Source organism: Kitasatospora sp. NPDC058406, assembly GCF_042722765.1.
Lineage (GTDB): Bacteria > Actinomycetota > Actinomycetes > Streptomycetales > Streptomycetaceae > Kitasatospora.
The window spans coordinates 1-18713 of the sequence record NZ_JBHXKE010000057.1; the positions used below are offsets into that span (position 1 = coordinate 1).

The following is an 18713-nucleotide window of genomic DNA, read 5'->3' on the forward strand; positions in this document are numbered from 1 at the left end:
GCTCGCGGACGCCCGGGAGCCGGGCCCGGCGGGCGGACCCGCCAGGACCCGGCTCCCGGGCACGTGCCCGGGCCCGGCGCGGGGTCAGGAGCCGTCGAGCTGCCCGATGGTGGCGATCGACGGCGTCCGGCCGGCCGCGCGCAGCCGGGCACCGGCGGCCTCGGCGTCGCGCAGGACGCGGACCGCGTTGTGCCAGGTCAGCTTCCCGAGGTCGGTCTCCGACCAGCCGCGGCGCAGGAGCTCGGCGATCAGGTTCGGGTAGCCGGCGACGTCGTCGAGGCCGGACGGGAGGAAGGCGGTGCCGTCGAAGTCGCCGCCGATGCCGATGTGGTCGATGCCGGCGACCTCGCGCATGTGGTCGAGGTGGTCGGCGACGGTGGACGCGGTGGCGATCGGACGCGGGTAGGTCTCCTCGAACGCACGCTGGCAGGCCATGCCCGCGGGCGTCGTGTCGAGGTGGTCGAAGCCGTGGGCGACCATGTTCTCGTCGGCGGCGAGGGTCCAGTCGATGGCGGCGGGCAGGATGAACTTCGGCACGAAGGTGGCCATCGCCACGCCGCCGTTGCCGGGGAGCAGACCGAGCACGTCGTCCGGGATGTTGCGCGGGTGGTCGCAGACCCCGCGGGCGGAGGAGTGCGAGAAGATCACCGGCGCCTCGGCGACCCGCAGGGCGTCGCGCATGGTGTCGGCGGAGACGTGCGAGAGGTCGACCAGCATGCCGAGCCGGTTCATCTCCCGGACGACCTCCTCGCCGAAGGCGGTGAGGCCGCCGGCGACCGCCTTGTCGGTGGCCGAGTCGGCCCACGGGGTGTTGTCGTTGTGGGTGAGCGTCAGGTACCGGACGCCGAGCGCGTACAGCGCGCGCAGGGTGGCGAGCGAGCAGTCGATGGAGTGGCCGCCCTCGGCGCCCATCAGGGAGGCGATCCGGCCCTCGGCGCGCGCGGCTTCGAGGTCGTCGGCGGTGACGGCGAGCCGCAGCCGGTCGGGGAAGCGGTCGACCAGGGCGTGGACGAAGTCGATCTGCTCCAGGGTCGCGCTGACGGCGTGGTCCCCGGCGAGCCGGGAGGGGACGTAGACGGACCAGAACTGCGCGCCGACCCCGCCCGCGGTGAGGCGGGCGAGGTCGGTGTGCAGACGGGCGCTCTGGTCGGCCGCCAGGTCGAGCGCGTCGAGGTCGTAGCCGACCTGCTCGCGCATCGCCCACGGGAGGTCGTTGTGACCGTCGACCACGGGGGTGTCGCGGAGGACGGCTCCGGCGCGCTCCAGCAGGGCCGGGGAGGCGGTGGAGGCGGAGGGATCCAGCAGCTCAGAGGTCATACGAGCTGTTGTATCCGATTTGCCTACTTCCCAAAGCCGAAGGAGGGGGAACCCGCCACCTTGGCCCGAAGCTTCCGGCCCTTCTCGGTCGCCTGGTTGTTCAGCTCGGCCTGGAAGTCCGTCATCTTCTCGGCCAGCTCCGAGTCGAACGCGGCCAGCATCCGCACCGCCAGCAGGCCCGCGTTGCGCGCGCCCGCCACCGAGACGGTGGCCACCGGCACGCCGGCCGGCATCTGCACGATCGACAGCAGGCTGTCCATGCCGTCCAGGTAGCGCAGCGGCACCGGCACGCCGATCACCGGCAGCGGGGTGACGGAGGCGAGCATGCCCGGCAGGTGGGCGGCGCCGCCGGCCCCGGCGATGATCGCCTTCAGCCCGCGCCCGTGGGCGCTCTCGCCGTACGCCACCATCTCGCGGGGCATCCGGTGCGCCGAGACGACGTCGACCTCGTAGGGGATCTCGAACTCGTCGAGGGCCTGGGCGGCGGCCTCCATCACGGGCCAGTCGGAGTCGGAGCCCATGACGATGCCGATCAGGGGCGCGGTGGGGGAGGTCATTCGGTGATCGTTCCTCGCAGGTAGGCGGCCGCGTGACGGGCGCGCTCACGGACGTCGTCGAGGTCGTCCCCGAAGACGTTGACGTGGCCGACCTTGCGGCCGGGCTTCACGTCCTTGCCGTACATGTGGATCCGCAGGCCGGGATCGCGGGCCATGCAGTGCAGGAAGGCGTGGTACATGTCCGGGTAGTCGCCGCCGAGGACGTTGACCATCACGGTCCACCGGGCGCGCGGGCGGGGGTCGCCGAGCGGCAGGTCGAGGACGGCCCGCAGGTGGTTCTCGAACTGCGACGTGACCGCGCCGTCCTGGGTCCAGTGGCCGGAGTTGTGCGGGCGCATGGCCAGCTCGTTGACCAGGATCCTGCCGTCCCGGGTCTGGAACAGCTCGACCGCCAGGTGGCCGGTGATGTCCAGCTCGCCGGCGATCCGCAGGGCCAGCTGCTGGGCCTCGTCGGACAGGGCCGGGTCGAGGTCGGGCGCGGGGGCGGTGACCTCGGCGCAGACGCCGTTCTCCTGGACGCTCTCCACCACCGGGTAGGCGACCGCCTGGCCGCTGGGCGAGCGGACCACGTTGGCGGCCAGCTCGCGGACGAAGTCGACCTTCTCCTCGGCGAGCACCGGGACGCCGGCCCGGAACGGGGCCGCGGCCTCCGTCTCGTCGTCGACGACCCAGACCCCCTTGCCGTCGTAGCCGCCGCGCACGGTCTTCAGGACGACCGGGTAGCCGGCGCCCTCCGCCGCGAACGCGGTCACGTCGGCCGGGTCGGCGACGAGCCGGTGCCGCGGGCAGGGCACGCCGATGGAGTCGAGCGTCGCCCGCATCACGCCCTTGTCCTGGGCGTTGACCAGCGCCTCCGGGCCCGGCCGGACGGCGATGCCGTCGGCCTGCAGGGCCCGCAGGTGCTCGGTCGGCACGTGCTCGTGGTCGAAGGTGATCACGTCGCAGCCGGCCGCGAAGCGGCGCAGGGTGTCGAGGTCGCGGTAGTCACCGAGGACGGTGTCGGAGACGACCTGCGCGGCCGAGTCCTGGGGGGTGTCGGCGAGGAGCTTGAACCGGATCCCGAGCGGGATACCCGCCTGGTGCGCCATGCGGGCCAGCTGCCCGCCTCCGATCATGCCGACCACTGGAAAATTCGCATTGCCCGGAGAAGTCACCCCGCCAGGATATCCGGGCCGGTCGGAGGGTGTGGAACCGCTCCGGCAGTCGGGGCGTCTACGGTTCGGGGCCCTTCGATACCGTACGGAGGGGCTGAGCCGATCGGCGGAACCGGGTAGCCTGGACGGCCAGGTCCTGGTACGCGTGATCCGATCATGTGCGTGCACGCAGGGCTCAAGGGGCCGACCGCGTTCACGCGCCGGGCCCCTTTCGTCCGCAGGCACATGGAGGCAGCCCGGTATGGCGACGACCACGGCGTCGAACCCCTCACTGGCGCAGAAACTGCGCGGCATGTCGGGCGAGGTGGTGAAGTTCGGCCTCGTCGGCCTCAGCGGCGTGGTGGTCAACTTCGTCGTCTTCTGGGTCTGCCTCAACGGCCTGCACCTCGCCTCGCTGCGCTCCAACATCGCCGCCACGCTGGTCGCGATCGCCACCAACTACCTGGGCTACCGCTACTGGCTGTACCGGGACCGCGACGCCGCCTCGCGCAAGCGCGAGATCACGCTCTTCCTGGTGTTCAGCGGCGCCGGCATGCTGATCGAGACCGGGGTGCTCGGCATCACGGTGTACGTGCTCGGGTTCTCCTCGCACTTCGAGCAGCTGGCCGCCAAGGTGGCCGGCCTCGCGCTGGGCACGGTGTTCCGCTTCGTCTCGTACCGGACCTGGGTGTTCAAGGCCGTCCCCGAGTCGACGACCGCGCCGTCGGCCGCGCCCGGGACCGTGCCCGCGCCCCTGGCCGAGGCGCTGGCCGAGACCGTCGCCGGGACGGCTCCGGCGGCCGGTGTGGTCGCCCAGGCCGAGCTGATGCTGGCCGCCCAGGAGATCCGGTACGCCAAGGCCGAGTAGCGGCCACACCCGGCCCGCCCGGGTCCCGCTCGCCCGCCCGCGTCTCGCCCGCCCGGGTCCCGCTCCTCCGCCCGGGTGCCGCTCCTCCGCTTGCCCCGCCCGCTCCGGCAAGAGGAGAGTGGTGACCGAGGGCGAGCACGGCCGGCGAACGATCGAGTCCGAGGGGGAACCCAGGAGGCTCGTCATGGCGTTCGTCCAGATCATCGACTGCAGGACCGACAGGGTGGACGAGCTCAACGGTCTGCTGGACCGCTGGGCCGAGCAGACCGAGGGCCGGCGGACGGTCGACCACGCGGTGCTGGCCACCGACCGGTCGGACCCCCGGCACGTCGTGGAGATCGTCGAGTTCGCGTCGTACGAGGACGCGATGCGCAACTCCCGGCTGCCGGAGACGGACCGGATCTTCCGCGAGATGGTCGCGCTCTGCGACGAGCCGCCCGCGTTCACCGATCTCGACGTGGTCCGGGAGGCCCGGTTCTGACCCGCCCCGTTCCCCGGGTCGCCGCCGCCGCCCGCCAGGCCCCGTCCGGGCCTAGACGTCGCGCCGGCTGCGGCCGAGGAAGAGTGCGAACACCGCGGGCCGCAGCGAGAGCAGCTCCAGCCGGCCGCCGTCGGCCTCCGCGAGGTCACGGGCGACGGCCAGCCCGATCCCGGTCGAGTTGCGGCCGCTGACCGCGCGTTCGAAGACCCGGTTGCCCAGTTCGGCGGGCACCCCGGGGCCCTCGTCCTGCACCTCGACCACCGCCGACGTCCCGGACGGCCGGACCCGCAGGGTGATCGTCCCGGCGCCGTGCATCAGCGAGTTCTCGATGAGGGTGGCCAGCACCTGGGCGACCGTGCCGGGGGTACCGACCACGGTCACCCCGTGCAGGCCCTCGACCTGGAGCACCCGTCCGGTGCCGCGCAGCGACGCGCCCCACTCCTCCACCTGCTGCTTGACGACGTCGTCGAGGTCGAAGGCCACGGCGGTGGGGCTGCGCGGGTCGCGCTGGGTGGTGAGCAGCCGCTGGACGACGTCGGTGAGCCGCTCGACCTGCTGGAGGGCGATGGTGGCCTCCTCCTTGACGGTGTCCGGGTCCTCGGCGAGCGCGGTGATCTCCTCCAGCCGCATGGAGAGTGCGGTCAGCGGGGTGCGCAGCTGGTGGGAGGCGTCGGCGGCGAGGCGGCGTTCGGCGGTGAGCATCCGGGCGATCCGTTCGGCGCTGACGTCGAGGACCTCCGCGACCCGGTCGAGTTCGGGCACGCCGTAGCGGCGATCGCGCGGGCGCGGGTCGCCGGAGCCGAGCCGTTCGGCGGTCTCGGCGAGGTCGGTGAGGGGGCGGGCGAGCCGTTTGGCCTGCCAGACGGCGAGGGCGACGGCGGCCTGGACGGCGAGCAGCGCGACCACGCCGAGCAGCAGCAGCATGTTGGCGATCTCGTGGTCGACGGCGGCCCGGGACTGCTCGACGGTGACGGTCTCGCCGCTGACGCCCCGCTCGACCGCCTTGAGCAGGTGGTTCCCGTCGGGCCGGTGTCCGCTGGAGACGGTCGACTGGCCGGGGATGTCCACCTCGACGTACTGGCCCTCGGAGACCTGGTTGGCGAACTTGTCGCCGGTGACCGGCTCGTTGGCCGCCAGCCGGTTCTCCACCAGGGAGAGCACCCGGACGGCGGCCGCGTCCACCCGGTCCTGGGCGGAGCTGACGATGGTGCGCTTCTCCACCAGGGCGAGCGGGACGCAGAACACCACGACCACCACGAGGACGACGCCGAGCAGCGAGTTGATCATCCGGCGTTTCACGCTGGCGCTCCCCGTGGTGGTGCGAAGTGGTGGTGCCTGCCCGGGTGCCGGGGCATCGCGCCCCCCGGGCCCTAGTTCTTCTCGAAGCGGAAGCCGACGCCGCGCACGGTGGCGATGTAGCGGGGGTTCGCGGCGTCGTCGCCGAGCTTCTTGCGCAGCCAGGAGATGTGCATGTCGAGGGTCTTGGTGGAGGTCCACCAGGTGGTGTCCCAGACCTGGCGCATGATCTCCTCCCGGGTGACCACCCGGCCGGCGTCGCGCACCAGGACCCGCAGCAGCTCGAACTCCTTGGCGGAGAGGGTGAGCTCCTCCTCGCCGAGCCAGGCGCGGTGCGACTCGATGTCGATCTTGACCCCGTGCGCCCCGGTGGTCAGCTGGTCGACGTTGCCGCGCCGGAGCAGGGCGCGGACCCGCGCGAGCAGTTCGGCGAGGCGGAACGGCTTGGTGACGTAGTCGTCGGCGCCGGCATCCAGGCCGACCACCGTGTCGACCTCGTCGGCGCGGGCGGTGAGCACCAGGACGGGGCAGCTGCGGCCGTCGGCACGCAGCCGGCGGCAGACCTCCAGCCCGTCCATCTCGGGCAGGCCGAGGTCGAGGACGACGAGGTCGACCTCCTCGCCGAGTCCGGCGGCGAGCGCGGAGGGGCCGTCCTCCCGGACGAGCACCTCGTAGCCCTCGCGGCGCAGGGCCCGGGCGAGCGGTTCGGAGATCGCCGGGTCGTCCTCGGCGAGCAGCACACAGGTCATGTGGTGATGGTAGTCCGCCCGGGTACGGCCGTTGCGGCCGTGAGGTAGTTCACAGTGCGTGATCGTTATACGGAGTGCGATCAAGCCTCAACCGACACGCCCGGCCCGGTCGTTCGGCGAAGAATCTGCTCTTGGATCTTGCAACTGAAGGAATTAAGGCTGCTCTACCATGGATAGATCCAGCGAATCTGTCGCCGACTTTGCTATCGGCATACCTAATTGCCGTGTTTTGTCAGCTGATGACGCCAAATATCGCCACGTAGAGTGGTTCCGTCCACGTCCGCCGCCACCCCCCTTGGCGGACGCTGTCAGGCAAGGAACCCACTACACATGGCGTCTACGACCCTGGAGTCCGGCGTACAGCCGGCCTCTCCCAGCGGCAAGACCTTCCTCGGGCACCCCCGGGGCCTCGCCACGCTCTTCATGAGCGAGATGTGGGAGCGCTTCAGCTACTACGGCATGCGTGCCCTGCTGGTGCTCTACATGACCGCCTCCGTCACCGACGGCGGCCTCGGCATGAAGCTCGCCGTCGCGAGCGCCGTCTACAGCGTGTACACGGCCATGGTCTACCTGCTGGCTCTCCCGGGCGGCTGGATCGCCGACCGCTTCCTCGGCGCCCGGAAGACCGTCGCCCTCGGTGGCTCGATCATCATGATCGGCCACTTCATGCTGGCCCTTCCGGCGAGCGTGTCGTTCTTCGCCGGCCTCGCGTTCATCGCGGTCGGCTCCGGCCTGCTCAAGGCCAACATCTCGACGATGGTCGGCCACCTCTACGACGGTCCCAACGACCCGCGTCGTGACGGCGGCTTCACCATCTTCTACATGGGCATCAACCTCGGTGCCTTCGCCGCCCCGCTGATCATCGGCACCATCGGCCAGGAGGTCGACTGGCACCTCGGCTTCGCCCTCGCCGGCGTCGGCATGGCCCTGGGCCTCACCCAGTTCCTGCTCGGCACCCGCCACCTGAGCGCCAAGAGCGACGTGGTGACCTCGCCGATCTCGCCCGCCGAGAAGAGCGCCATCTTCAAGAAGGCCGGCCTCTGGCTGGCGGTGGCCGCCGTCTTCTACGCGGTCGTCGCGCTGACCGGCCACTTCACCATCAACTGGGCGATCTGGCCGCTGTCGATCGCGGGCATCGCGCTCCCGGTCTTCGTCTTCGCCAAGGTGAAGCGGGACAAGGACCTCGACGAGACCGAGCAGTCCCGGATGAGCGGCTACATCTGGTTCTTCGTCGCCGCCGCCGTCTTCTGGATGATCTACGACCAGTCCGGCTCGACGCTGAACATCTTCGCCCAGGACAACACCTCGTCGACCCTGTTCGGCTTCGACTTCCCGTCCAGCTGGTTCCAGTCGCTCAACCCGCTGTACATCATGGCGCTGGCCCCGGTCTTCGCCTGGCTCTGGGTCCTGCTGTCCCGCAAGGCCAAGAACCCCAGCACCACCATGAAGTTCGCCTTCGGCCTGCTCATGATCGGCGCCTCGTTCATGGTCATGATGCTGGCGATGGCCGCCGCCTCCGGCGGGGCCAAGGTCACCCCGCTCTGGCTGGCGATGGTCTACCTGATCCAGACCGTCGGCGAGCTCACCCTCTCCCCGGTGGGCCTCTCCGTCACCACCAAGCTGGCCCCGGCCAAGTACGCCAGCCAGATGATGGGCGTCTGGTTCCTCGCGGTCACCGCGGGCGACTGCGTCGCCGCCATCTTCCAGCTCGTCCTCGGCGACGGGGTGGTCGGATCCACCTGGTACTTCGCGGTCCAGGGCGGCATGGCGATCATCGCCGGCGTGGCCCTCGCGATGTACCGCAGGAAGGTCGTCCGGCTGATGGGCGACGTCCACTGACGACGCCCGGCCGCACCGCCTGACCGTCTGCCTCCGGGGCCGGCGCGGAGTCCCGAGCTCCGTGCCGGCCCCGGTCGCCGTTCCCGACGGCCCCGGGTGACCGGACCGGCACCGGCGTGTCAGTGTGCCGACCATGACCCATGGCCCCGTACACGAACGCCCGCCGACCCTCCCCCGCCAGCTCGCGCGCACCCGGCGCTTCACGCTCGGCGCACCCGCCCGGCCGACGATCTCCGCCGACGGCCGGACCGTCCTCTTCCTGCGCAGCCGCTCCGGCGACGACCCGGTCTCCTGCCTCTGGACGCTCGACACCGGCAGCGGCGAGGAACACCTGCTCGCCGACCCCGCCGCGCTCGGCGTCGACGAGAGCGACCTGCCCGACGCCGAACGCGTCCGCCGCGAACGCGCCCGCGTCCTGACCGGCGGCATCACCGCGTACGCCACCGACACCGCCGGCCGGCTCGCCGCCTTCGCCCTCGGCGGCACCCTCTGGCTCGCCGACACCGGGACCCGCGAGGTCCGGCCCGTCCCCACCGGCGGAGGGGTGTACGACCCGCGCCCCGACCCCACCGGCCGCCGGATCGCCTACGTCCGCGCCGGCGCCCTGCGGGTCGTCGAGGCCGACGGCACCGGCGACCGCGCGCTCGCCGAACCCGAGCACCCCGAGGTCGGGTACGGCGTCGCCGAACACGTCGCCGCCGAGTCCATGCACCGCAGCCGGGCCCACTGGTGGTCCCCGGACGGCACCCGACTGCTGGTCGCGCGGGTCGACGAGCGCCCGCTGCGCCGCCTGCACCTCGCCGACCCGTCCGACCCGGCGAGTCCCCCGCGCACGATCCGCTACCCGCTGGCCGGCACCGCCAACGCGGACGTCTCGCTCCTGCTGCTCGGCATCGACGGCTCCCGCACCGACGTCCCCCGGGACGGCGCCGCCTCCGAGTACCTGACCGCCGCGGGCTGGGACGGCCACGGCCCGTTCGCCGCCGTCCAGAGCCGCGACCAGCGGACGGTGCGCACCCTCGCGATCGACCCGGCCGACGGGTCCACCCAGGTCCTCGCCGAGCGGCACGACGAGCACTGGGTCGAACTCGTCCCCGGCCTGCCCGTGCGCACCGCCTCCGGCCGCCTGATCGACGCCGCCGACATCGGCGACACCCGGCACCTCACCGTGGACGGGCGGCCCGTCACCCCGCCCGGCCGGCAGTTGCACGCGGTCCTCGGCGTCGACGGCGACGAGGTGCTCCTCACCGCCTCCGAGGAGCCGGTGGAGTCCCACCTCTGGGTCTGGAGCCCCGCCACGGGCGCCCTCCCGCTCAGCGACGAAGCCGGCGCGCACACCGGCGTACGGCGGGCCGGCACGCTGGTCCACACCGCGCGCACGCCCGGCACCCCTGGCCCGGTCACCACCGTCCGCCGGGACGGGCACCCCGCCCTCACGATCGCCTCCCGCGCACAGACCCCGGTCCTCACCGCGCGGCCCGAACTGCTCCGGCTCGGCCCGCGCGAACTGCGCGCCGCGCTCTTCCTGCCCGCCGGCCACCGCCCCGCGGACGGGCCGCTGCCCGTCCTGCTCGATCCGTACGGCGGACCGGCCGGCACCAAGGTCTCGGCCGGCGGCGGGTGGCCCGACCTGGTCTCCCAGTGGTTCGCCGACCAGGGCTACGCCGTGCTGGTCGTCGACGGCCGCGGCACCCCCGGACGCGGCCCGCGCTGGGAGAAGAGCGTCTTCGCCGACGTCGCCACCCCCGCCCTCGACGACCAGGTCGAGGCGCTCCACGAGGCCGCCGGCGCCCGCCCCGGTCTGCTCGACCTCGACCGGGTCGGCATCCGCGGCTGGTCCTACGGCGGCTTCCTCGCCGCACTCGCCGTCCTGCGCCGCCCCGACGTCTTCCACGCCGCCGTCGCCGGGGCGGCCCCGACCGACCACCGGCTCTACGACACCCACTGGAAGGAACGATTCCTCGGCCACCCGGACGAGCACCCCGACCGGTACGACGCCTGCTCGCTCCTCCCCGACGCCCCCGGACTGCGCCGCCCCCTGCTGCTGATCCACGGCCTCGCCGACGACAACGTGCTCCCCGCCCACACCCTGCGCCTCTCCGCCGCGCTCCTGGCCGCCGGGCGCCCGCACGAAGTCCTCCCGCTCGGCGGCACGGCCCACTCGCCGAGCGACGAGACGGTGTCGGAGAACCTGCTCCACCACCAGTTGGACTTCCTGAAGCGGTCGTTGAAGCGGGCCTGAGCGGCAGGCCCGGGCAGCGGACCCGAACGGCGGCAGGCCCCGGACACGCCGGAGGGGCCGGCGCGTGAGCACCGGCCCCTCCCCCGCCCGGCCGCCCGTCGGGAGGGCTCTCGGGCGGCCCGTCAGACCTCCCGGACGCCCGCCCGCCAGACCGCCGCCGTCAGCGGCACGCCCGGACGGTACGCCAGGTGCACGGGAGAGGGTGCCTCCAGCAGCTGGAGGTCGGCCCGGGCCCCCACCCGCACCGTGCCCACGTCCGACCGCCTCAGCGCCCGCGCACCGCCCGCCGTCGCGGCCCAGACCGCCTCGTCCGGCGTCATGCCCATCTCCCGCACCGCCACCGCGATGCAGAAGGCCATCGAACTGGTGAAGCTGGAACCGGGGTTGCAGTCGGTGGAGAGCGCCACCACCGCCCCCGCGTCCAGCAGCCGGCGCGCGTCCGGGTAGACGGCCCGGGTGGAGAACTCGGCGCCCGGCAGCAGCGTGGCGACCGTCGCCGAGCCGGCCAGCGCGGCCACGTCCTCGTCGGTGAGGTGGGTGCAGTGGTCGGCGGAGGCCGCCCCCAGCTCGACGGCCAGCTGCACGCCCGGCCCGTAGGTGAGCTGGTTGGCGTGCACCCGGGGGGTGAGCCCCCGCTCGATGCCGGCGGTCAGGATCGCCCGGGCCTGGTCGCCGTCGAAGGCGCCCTTCTCGCAGAACACGTCCACCCAGCGGGCGTACGGCGCGCAGGCGTCCAGCATCGGCCCGGTGACCAGGTCGACGTACCCGGCCGGGTCCTCCGCGTACTCGGGGGCGACCACGTGCGCGCCCAGGTAGGTGGTCTCCGGCGTGTACGAGGAGGCGATCCGCAGCGCCCGGGCCTCGTCGGCGACGGTCAGCCCGTACCCGGACTTGCACTCGACCGTCGTGGTGCCCTGCCGCAGGGCCTCCCGCACCAGCCGGGCCAGGTTGGCGTCGAGTTCGGCGTCGGCGGCGGCCCGGGTGGCGGCGACCGTGGTGCGGATGCCACCGGCGGTGTAGGACTGGCCGGACATCCGGGCGTTGAACTCGGCGGTGCGGTCGCCGGCGAAGACCAGGTGGGCGTGCGAGTCGACGTAGCCGGGCAGCAGGGCGCGCCCCGCCGCGTCGAAGCGCTCGTCGGCGGCGGGCGCCTCTGCGGCCGGACCGACCCAGGCGACGGTCGCGCCGTCGATCACCACGGCCGCGTCGGTGAGCAGGCCGAGCGGCCCGGTCCCGTGCGCGGGGTCGTTGGTGACCAGGCTTCCGATGCCGGTGATCAGCGTGCTCGGGATGCTCGGGGTGCTCACGTCGTGCCTTTCGGGAACGGGGCCGGGGAGCGGGCCGAAGCGGCCCGCTCCACCGGCGTCGACAAGGAGGCGACGACCGGGAGAGGACTCCCGGTCGTCGGCTCGGCGGTCCAACGGCTCAGCGGCTCAGCAGTTCAGCGGCTCAGCAGTTCAGCGCGGTGATCGAGGTGTGCAGCGCACCCGGCACGTCCGGCACCAGCTGGTGCACGCCGTCCTTGACCACGTGCCGCCCGCCGACCACCACGTGCCGCACGTCGGCCGCCGAGGCGGCGAAGACGGCGATCTCGGCACCGAGCCGGAACGCCGGCCCCGCGGTCCGCACCGAGTCCAACGCGATCACCGTGAAGTCGGCGAACGCACCGGCCTCGATCCGCCCGGCCTCCGGCCAGCCGAGCGAGGCGTGCCCGTCCTCCGTCCCCGCCCGCAGCAGCGAGTTCGCCGTCCAGTGGCCCCGGGTACGGGTCCGCAGCCGCTCGTTCAGCTCCAGCGCGCGGGCCTCCTCGAACGGGTCGATGACGGCGTGGCTGTCGCTGCCGAGGGTGACCGGGCAGCCGCCGGAGGCGAGGGTCCGGGCCGGGCCGATGCCGTCCGCGAGGTCCCGCTCGGTGGTGGGGCACATGCAGACGGTGGTGGAGGAGTCGGTGAGCAGCTTGACGTCCTCCTCGGTGAGGTGGGTGGCGTGCACGGCCGAGGTGCGCGGCCCGAGCGCGCCGTGGTCGGCGAGCAGCCGGGTCGGGGTGACACCGTGCGCGGCGAGGCAGGCGTCGTTCTCGGCGGTCTGCTCGGAGAGGTGGACGTGCAGCGGGGCCTCGCGCTCCGCCGCCCAGCGCGCGACGGTGCCGAGCTGCTCCGCGGGGACCGCCCGCACCGAGTGGATCGCGGCCCCGATCCGGGCGTGCTCGCGGGCCTTCAGCCCGTCGGCCCGGGCGGCCCAGGCCCCGGCGTCGCCGTCACCGAACCGGAGCTGCGGCTTGGTCGGTTCGGCGCCGAAGCCGGACGACAGGTAGCAGGTGTCGAGCAGGGTGATCCGGATGCCGGCCCGGGCGGCGGCCTCGATGAGCGCCTCGCCCATCGCGTTGGGGTCGTCGTAGCGGGCGCCGCCGGGCGCGTGGTGGAGGTAGTGGAACTCACCGACGGCGGTGATCCCGGCGAGCGCCATCTCGGCGTAGACGGCGGTGGCGAGCGCCAGGTAGCTGTCCGGATCGAGCGCACCGGCGAACCGGTACATGGTGTCGCGCCAGGTCCAGAAGGTCCCGGAGCCGACCTGGACGTGCCCGCGCAGCGCCCGGTGGAAGGCGTGCGAGTGGGCGTTGGCCTGGCCGGGCAGCAGCAGACCGTCGAGCCGGACGGCGCCGGGCGGGCAGGGGCCGCTGTCCGGCTGCACCCGGGCGATCTTGCCGCCGGCGCCGGTGCTGATCAGCACGTCCTGCTCGACCACCGGCCCGTTGGCGTGCGGCAGCCAGGCGTACCGCGCCCAGTAGGTCACTGACACGCCAGGTCCTCCAGTACGTCGGCGAGGGCGGCCACGCCGGCCAGGCAGTCGGCCGTCTCGGCGTGCTCGGCCGGGGAGTGGGAGACGCCGCTCGGGTTCCGCACGAACAGCATGGCGGTCGGGACGGCCGATGCCAGGATCCCGGCGTCGTGTCCCGCACCGGTGGGCAGCACCGGGACGGCGCCCGGTCCGCGCTTGCCGAGGACCTGCGCGAGGCGGTCGCGCAGCGGGCCGTCGAAGTCCACCACCGGGGTGTAGGACTCGCGGGTCAGCTCGACCCGGACGCCGTCGCGCTCGCCCCGCTCGTACGCCGCCCGTCCGATCTCCTCGACGAGCGCGGCCAGCGTGGCCTCGTCGGCGGCCCGGGAGTCCAGCCAGCCGCGGACCAGGGAGGCGATCGCGTTGGTGCCGTTGGGCTCGACGGCGACCTTGCCGAACGTGGCGAGCGCGTCGGCGAGCTTCGCCTTCTTCCGTGCGGCGAGCACGGTGTTGGCGTAGGTGAGCATCGGGTCGCGGCGGTCCTCGATCCGGGTGGTCCCGGCGTGGTTGGCCTCGCCGTGGAAGTCGAACCGCCAGCGGCCGTGCGGCCAGATCGCCGAGGCCACTCCGACCGGCCGGTCCTCGTCGAGGTAGCGGCCCTGCTCGACGTGGAGTTCGACGAAGGCGCCGATCCGGGCCAGCCGGTCGGAGTCCGCGCCGATCGCGGTCGGGTCGTAGCCGGCGCGCTCCATCGCGTCGGGCAGCCGGACGCCGTCCGCGTCGCGCAGCTCGTGGGCGGCCTCGCGGTCCAGCACCCCGGCGGTGAGCCGGGAGCCGATGCAGGCCACGCCGAACCGGGCGCCCTCCTCGTCGCCGAAGTTGACGATCGCCAGCGGCCGGGTGAACCCGGCGCCCCGCGAGCGCAGTTCGTCCAGCGCGGCGAAGGAGGAGACCACGCCGAGCGGGCCGTCGAAGGCGCCGCCGTCCGGGACGGAGTCCAGGTGCGAGCCGGTGACGACCGCGCCCTCCCCGGCCGGGTCGCCGAGCCAGGCCCACTGGTTGCCGTTGCGGTCCAGCTCGTAGGTCAGGCCGCGGCTGCGGGCCTGCTGCTCGAACCAGGCGCGGCACTCGGCGTCGGCGGAGTTCCAGGCGAACCGGCGGTAGCCGCCGGAGGAGGCGGAGCGGCCCACGGGGAGCAGCTCCGCCCACATCCGCTCGAAGCTGTCGGAGCCGGGCTCGGTCACAGCTCGCCCATCGGGATGCGGACACCGCGCTCGGCGGCAACCTCGTCGGCCCGGTCGTAGCCGGCGTCGACGTGCCGGATGACGCCCATGCCCGGGTCGTTGGTGAGCACCCGGCGGATCTTCTCCCCCGCCAGCGGGGTGCCGTCGGCCACGGTGACCTGGCCGGCGTGGATCGAGCGGCCGATGCCGACGCCGCCGCCGTGGTGGATGGAGACCCAGGACGCGCCGGAGGCGACGTTGACCATGGCGTTGAGGAGCGGCCAGTCGGCGATCGCGTCGGAGCCGTCCAGCATCGCCTCGGTCTCCCGGTACGGGGAGGCGACGGAGCCGCAGTCCAGGTGGTCGCGGCCGATCACGATCGGGGCGGACAGCTCGCCGGAGGCGACCATGTCGTTGAACCGCTCGCCGGCCTTGTCGCGCTCGCCGTAGCCGAGCCAGCAGATCCGCGCGGGCAGGCCCTGGAAGTGCACCTTCTCCTGGGCCATCTTGATCCAGCGGTGCAGCGACTCGTTCTCGGGGAAGAGGTCGAGCACGGCCTTGTCGGTCTTGGCGATGTCCTGCGGGTCACCGGAGAGGGCCGCCCAGCGGAACGGGCCCTTGCCCTCGCAGAACAGCGGCCGGATGTACGCCGGGACGAAGCCGGGGAAGGCGAAGGCGCGGTCGTAGCCGGCCAGCTGGGCCTCGCCGCGGATCGAGTTGCCGTAGTCGAACACCTCGGCACCGCGGTCCTGGAAGCCGACCATCGCCTCGACGTGCCTGGCCATCGACTCGCGCGAGCGCTGGGTGAACTCGGCGGGCTTCTCGGCCGCGTACGTCGCCATGTCGTCGAAGGCGACACCGAGCGGCAGGTAGCTCAGCGGGTCGTGGGCGCTGGTCTGGTCGGTCACGATGTCGATCGGCGCGTCCATCGCGAGCAGCTGCGGGAACAGCTCGGCGGCGTTGCCCAGCAGGCCGATGGAGAGCGGCTGCTTCCTGTCGCGGGCGGCGGTGGCCAGCTCCAGCGCGTGCGAGAGGTTCTTGGCCTCGACGTCCAGGTAGCGGTGCTCGATCCGGCGGGAGATCCGGGACGGGTCGCAGTCGATACAGATCGCCACGCCGCCGTTCATGGTGACGGCCAGCGGCTGGGCGCCGCCCATGCCGCCGAGGCCGGCGGTGAGGGTGATCGTCCCCGCCAGCGTGCCCTCGTAGCGCTTGTTGGCGACGGCGGCGAAGGTCTCGTAGGTGCCCTGGAGGATGCCCTGGGTGCCGATGTAGATCCACGAGCCGGCGGTCATCTGCCCGTACATGGTGAGCCCGAGGGACTCCAGCCGCCGGAACTCCTCCCAGTTGGCCCAGTCGCCGACCAGGTTGGAGTTGGCGATCAGCACGCGCGGCGCCCACTCGTGGGTCTGCATGACGCCGACCGGACGGCCGGACTGGACCAGCATGGTCTCGTCCTGCTTCAGCCCCTCCAGCGTCCGGACCATGGCGTCGAACGAGCGCCAGTCCCGCGCGGCCTTGCCGGTGCCGCCGTAGACGACCAGCTTCGACGGGTGCTCGGCCACCTCCGGGTCGAGGTTGTTCATCAGCATCCGCAGGGCGGCCTCCTGCTGCCACCCCTGCGTCGTCAGCGCGGTTCCCCGTGCCGCCCGCACCTCGCGCGGCCCGCTCGCCTGCTGCACCATGTCCAGCCTCCCTACGGATGAATTCATTCAGTCTCTACTCGGCTGAATATATCCAAACATTCAGCCTCCGGCCAGACCTGCGCACATCCGATCAACACCCGCACGGCCGACCACCGAGCGCTACCCCGAACCCGGCGAACACCAGCCGCTCGGCCCAGCGACGGGGAGCGGAGGAGACGACGACGGCCGCCACCGGGCAGCCCGACGGACTCCGCGACACGGCGGAGGAGGTCGAGCGGAGCACCGGCCTTCGCGCCCGGACCGCCGGAGGCACCCCGGTGACGTCACCGCCTCCCCGCGAGAAGCACGCGGGAAGCACGCGGGGAACGTCGGACGGCCCTCCCGCCGCGCACCCGTGCCGCCCGCCCGGCCGCTCCCGGGCGAGCGAGCGGCACGGCCGGCCTCCCGGTCCGCGCCCCGTGTCGCCGGCCACCGTCAGGCGGCGGCGTCGCCGTCCCAGTCGATGCCGATCTCGGCGAGCCAGCGGCGGTCGTCGGCGTCCGGGTCGGCGGGGCGGGGCTGGCGGGGGATCTCCTGGACGGGGCCGAGACCGTAGCGTTCCGCGGTGGCGGCCGCGCGGGCGTCGGGCTCGATGACACCGACGTGCACGGCGGTGTCGTCGCCCGGATCGAGGACGGTCAGTTCGGGCTCGGGCAGACGGCGCAGGGTGACGCGGCGTCCGCAGGTCGGGCAGGACCACTCGTCGGCGCCCGAGGCGAGGCGCCCGACGAACTTCATCTCGTGGATCACGCGCATGGCGGCACCCCCTGTACAGAGGGATGCCCGGGTTTGTGACGACTACTCCAGAAAGAGCCCGCGCGCCGCGGCCGACTGCTCGATGGATTCCAAACGGGCCTCGGCGCCCGGGAGTTCGTCACACATGGTCTGCAACAGCACGCGCCCGAGCATCATCGGCGCGCAGGCGGTGTCGAAGACCAGGTTGGTCCCGACGGCGGCGGGGAGCATCAGGTCGGAGAGCTTGGCGACGGGGGCGAACGCGCTGTCCGCCACGGTGAGCACGGTCAGCCCGCAGTCCCGGGCGACCGTCAGAGCCTCCATGAGCTCGCGCGGGTAACGCGGCAGGGCGAAGCAGAGCAGTGCGGTGGCACCGGCGGCGGCGGCCTGTTCGAGGCGGTCGGCCAGCATGCTGCCGCCCTCGTCGAGGAGCCGGATGTCGGGGTGCACCTTGGCCGCGAAGTACGCGAAGCCGCGCGCCTGCGCCGAGGCGGCGCGCAGGCCGAGGACGGGCAGCGGGCGGGAGGCCGCGAGGAGCCGGGCGGCGCGGGCGATGGGTTCGGGGTCGGCGAGCAGGTCGGCGAGCAGGCGCAGGTGCTCGATCTCGGCGAGAACGGCCTGCTGGTGCTCGTTGCGGACGGCGTCGGCGGGGGTCTCGGGCGCGGCCGGTTCGCCGGCGCCGAGTTCGCGCAGCTGCTTGCGGAGCGCGGGGTAGCCGTCGTAGCCGAGGGCGACCGCGAAGCGGGTGACGGAGGGCTGGCTGACGCCGGCGAGTTCCGCGACCTCGACGCTGGAGAGGAACGGGGCCTCGGTGGCGTGCCGGACCAGGGAGTGCGCGATCCGGCGCTGGGTGGGGGTGAGCCGGTGTCCTTCGAAGAGCTGGAGCAGCCGGGCGGAGGGGCCGACCGTGCCGGTGTCCTCGGTGGCGGTCATTGCGGTACCTCCGGATGCGAGCTGTTCGGATGACTGTGCAGCAGCGGGCTGCCACTGGCAAAGACGTCTCGTACGCCGGAACACCGGGTGAGACCTCCGGCGGCCGACCGGGCGGCGGTCCGACCGCCGCCCCCGTGTCCGATCCGACGGCCGATCCGACCGCCGTCCCCGTGGTCGGTCCGGCGGCCGCGCGGCGACCGGTCGGACCGGCGACCGGGTCGGCCTCCCGGGGGTGACCCTGATTTCCCCCCTAGTCCTCCCGGATTACGGTGCGAACCGATGGACCGACACGCCCTCGTGGGCGCACCCTGGTTGCCATGGACACTCGCCAGGACGACATGCGGCGCGATCTCGATGCCTCGCTGCAGGCCCGCAAGGAGCTCGGCAAGGAGTACGAGTCGGAACTCGTCGATTCCTTCCTCTCCCGGATCGACGCCCGCCTCGACGCCCGGGTGGAGCGCCGGGTCGCGGAGCGGCTCGGCCCCGCCGGTGGCTACGACCCGGCGGAGGGGCACCGGCCGCACGGTCCCGGACGCCGCCCGCACCGCCCGCACGGTTCGGGCGCCCGGGTGGTGCCGATCGTCTCGATGGCACTGGGCATCCCGCTGTCCGGCATCGCCGGCGGCACCAGCGGGATCTGGGGACTGGTGGTCTGCTGGGCCGGCATCGTCGGCGTCAACGTGTCCGCCGCGCTGGCCGAGCGCCGGCTGGACCGGGCGGAGCGGCGCGCCGCGGAGAGCGTGCGGAGCGACTGGGACTGATCCTCCCCCGGGCCGACCACGCCGGGGGACCGGCCGCCTCGGGCGGCCGGTCCCGTCCGGCGCCGGGCCCGTCGCGGAGCCCGCCACAGGGCCCACGGCGGGGTCCGGAGCAGCGC

15 protein-coding genes and 1 pseudogene are annotated in these 18713 nt (G+C 73.4%); 5 read left to right on the forward strand and 11 right to left on the reverse strand.

Translation table 11 applies throughout. From position 1 onward, the window contains the following. Positions 1-84: 84 nt before the first annotated feature. From ACFWOG_RS13785 to ACFWOG_RS13795, 3 genes are read right to left on the reverse strand one after another with little or no spacing between them, the layout of a single operon-like run. Positions 85-1317 carry a dipeptidase gene (locus tag ACFWOG_RS13785; RefSeq protein ID WP_329882738.1) on the reverse strand — a complete coding sequence of 411 codons (1233 nt, stop codon included), beginning with the start codon at positions 1315-1317 and terminating at the stop codon, positions 85-87. Between the two features lie 23 nt (positions 1318-1340). Further along, a complete protein-coding gene (gene purE / locus ACFWOG_RS13790; protein WP_329882737.1) occupies positions 1341-1874 on the reverse strand; it encodes a 5-(carboxyamino)imidazole ribonucleotide mutase in 534 nt (177 codons plus the stop codon). Next, on the reverse strand, positions 1871-3028 hold the full coding sequence (locus ACFWOG_RS13795; RefSeq protein ID WP_329882736.1) for a 5-(carboxyamino)imidazole ribonucleotide synthase: 1158 nt from the start codon (positions 3026-3028) through the stop codon (positions 1871-1873). The genes purE and ACFWOG_RS13795 overlap by 4 nt, the downstream gene beginning before the upstream one ends. A gap of 241 nt (positions 3029-3269) precedes the next feature. Here ACFWOG_RS13795 and ACFWOG_RS13800 point away from each other — a divergent pair, with 241 nt between their 5' ends. Further along, positions 3270-3875 (forward strand): GtrA family protein, encoded by a 606-nt coding sequence (locus ACFWOG_RS13800; protein WP_380358039.1) that lies wholly within the window; start codon positions 3270-3272, stop codon positions 3873-3875. A 184-nt stretch (positions 3876-4059) separates the two neighbouring features. Then, positions 4060-4344 (forward strand): annotated as a pseudogene (locus ACFWOG_RS13805) (ester cyclase); the annotation flags it as partial. A 63-nt stretch (positions 4345-4407) separates the two neighbouring features. Here ACFWOG_RS13805 and ACFWOG_RS13810 read toward each other — a convergent pair. Beyond that, the gene (locus ACFWOG_RS13810) at positions 4408-5655 is read right to left on the reverse strand and encodes an ATP-binding protein (protein WP_329882734.1); all 1248 of its coding nucleotides are present in this window, start codon (positions 5653-5655) and stop codon (positions 4408-4410) included. 71 nt (positions 5656-5726) lie between these two features. Then, positions 5727-6401 (reverse strand): response regulator transcription factor, encoded by a 675-nt coding sequence (locus ACFWOG_RS13815; RefSeq protein WP_030300686.1) that lies wholly within the window; start codon positions 6399-6401, stop codon positions 5727-5729. 330 nt (positions 6402-6731) lie between these two features. On the opposite strand from ACFWOG_RS13815, the gene ACFWOG_RS13820 reads away from it, so the two are divergent. After that, entirely contained in the window at positions 6732-8240 is a 1509-nt protein-coding gene (locus ACFWOG_RS13820; protein ID WP_380358042.1) for a peptide MFS transporter, read from the forward strand. 133 nt (positions 8241-8373) lie between these two features. Continuing rightward, on the forward strand, positions 8374-10482 hold the full coding sequence (locus ACFWOG_RS13825; protein ID WP_380358045.1) for a prolyl oligopeptidase family serine peptidase: 2109 nt from the start codon (positions 8374-8376) through the stop codon (positions 10480-10482). Between the two features lie 122 nt (positions 10483-10604). Here ACFWOG_RS13825 and hutI read toward each other — a convergent pair whose 3' ends face one another. From hutI to ACFWOG_RS13855, 6 genes are all read right to left on the reverse strand, one after another. Beyond that, positions 10605-11774, reverse strand: coding sequence for an imidazolonepropionase (hutI, locus tag ACFWOG_RS13830; RefSeq protein ID WP_329950731.1), 1170 nt, complete (start codon positions 11772-11774; stop codon positions 10605-10607). Positions 11775-11931: 157 nt separating this feature from the next. Continuing rightward, positions 11932-13281, reverse strand: a complete 1350-nt coding sequence (locus ACFWOG_RS13835; protein WP_380358048.1) for a formimidoylglutamate deiminase — start codon at positions 13279-13281, stop codon at positions 11932-11934. After that, positions 13272-14471 (reverse strand): allantoate amidohydrolase, encoded by a 1200-nt coding sequence (locus ACFWOG_RS13840; protein ID WP_329882791.1) that lies wholly within the window; start codon positions 14469-14471, stop codon positions 13272-13274. Before ACFWOG_RS13840 ends, ACFWOG_RS13835 begins: the two co-directional genes overlap by 10 nt. Positions 14472-14500: 29 nt before the next feature. Continuing rightward, positions 14501-16168 (reverse strand): urocanate hydratase, encoded by a 1668-nt coding sequence (hutU, locus tag ACFWOG_RS13845; RefSeq protein ID WP_329950729.1) that lies wholly within the window; start codon positions 16166-16168, stop codon positions 14501-14503. Positions 16169-16603: 435 nt separating this feature from the next. After that, positions 16604-16924 (reverse strand): hypothetical protein, encoded by a 321-nt coding sequence (locus ACFWOG_RS13850; RefSeq protein WP_329950721.1) that lies wholly within the window; start codon positions 16922-16924, stop codon positions 16604-16606. A gap of 42 nt (positions 16925-16966) precedes the next feature. After that, positions 16967-17836, reverse strand: coding sequence for a MurR/RpiR family transcriptional regulator (locus ACFWOG_RS13855; RefSeq protein WP_329882728.1), 870 nt, complete (start codon positions 17834-17836; stop codon positions 16967-16969). A gap of 317 nt (positions 17837-18153) precedes the next feature. Here ACFWOG_RS13855 and ACFWOG_RS13860 point away from each other — a divergent pair, with 317 nt between their 5' ends. Beyond that, positions 18154-18597: a hypothetical protein gene (locus ACFWOG_RS13860; RefSeq protein ID WP_329882727.1), complete on the forward strand. Its 444-nt coding sequence runs from the start codon at positions 18154-18156 to the stop codon at positions 18595-18597. Positions 18598-18713: the final 116 nt, after the last annotated feature.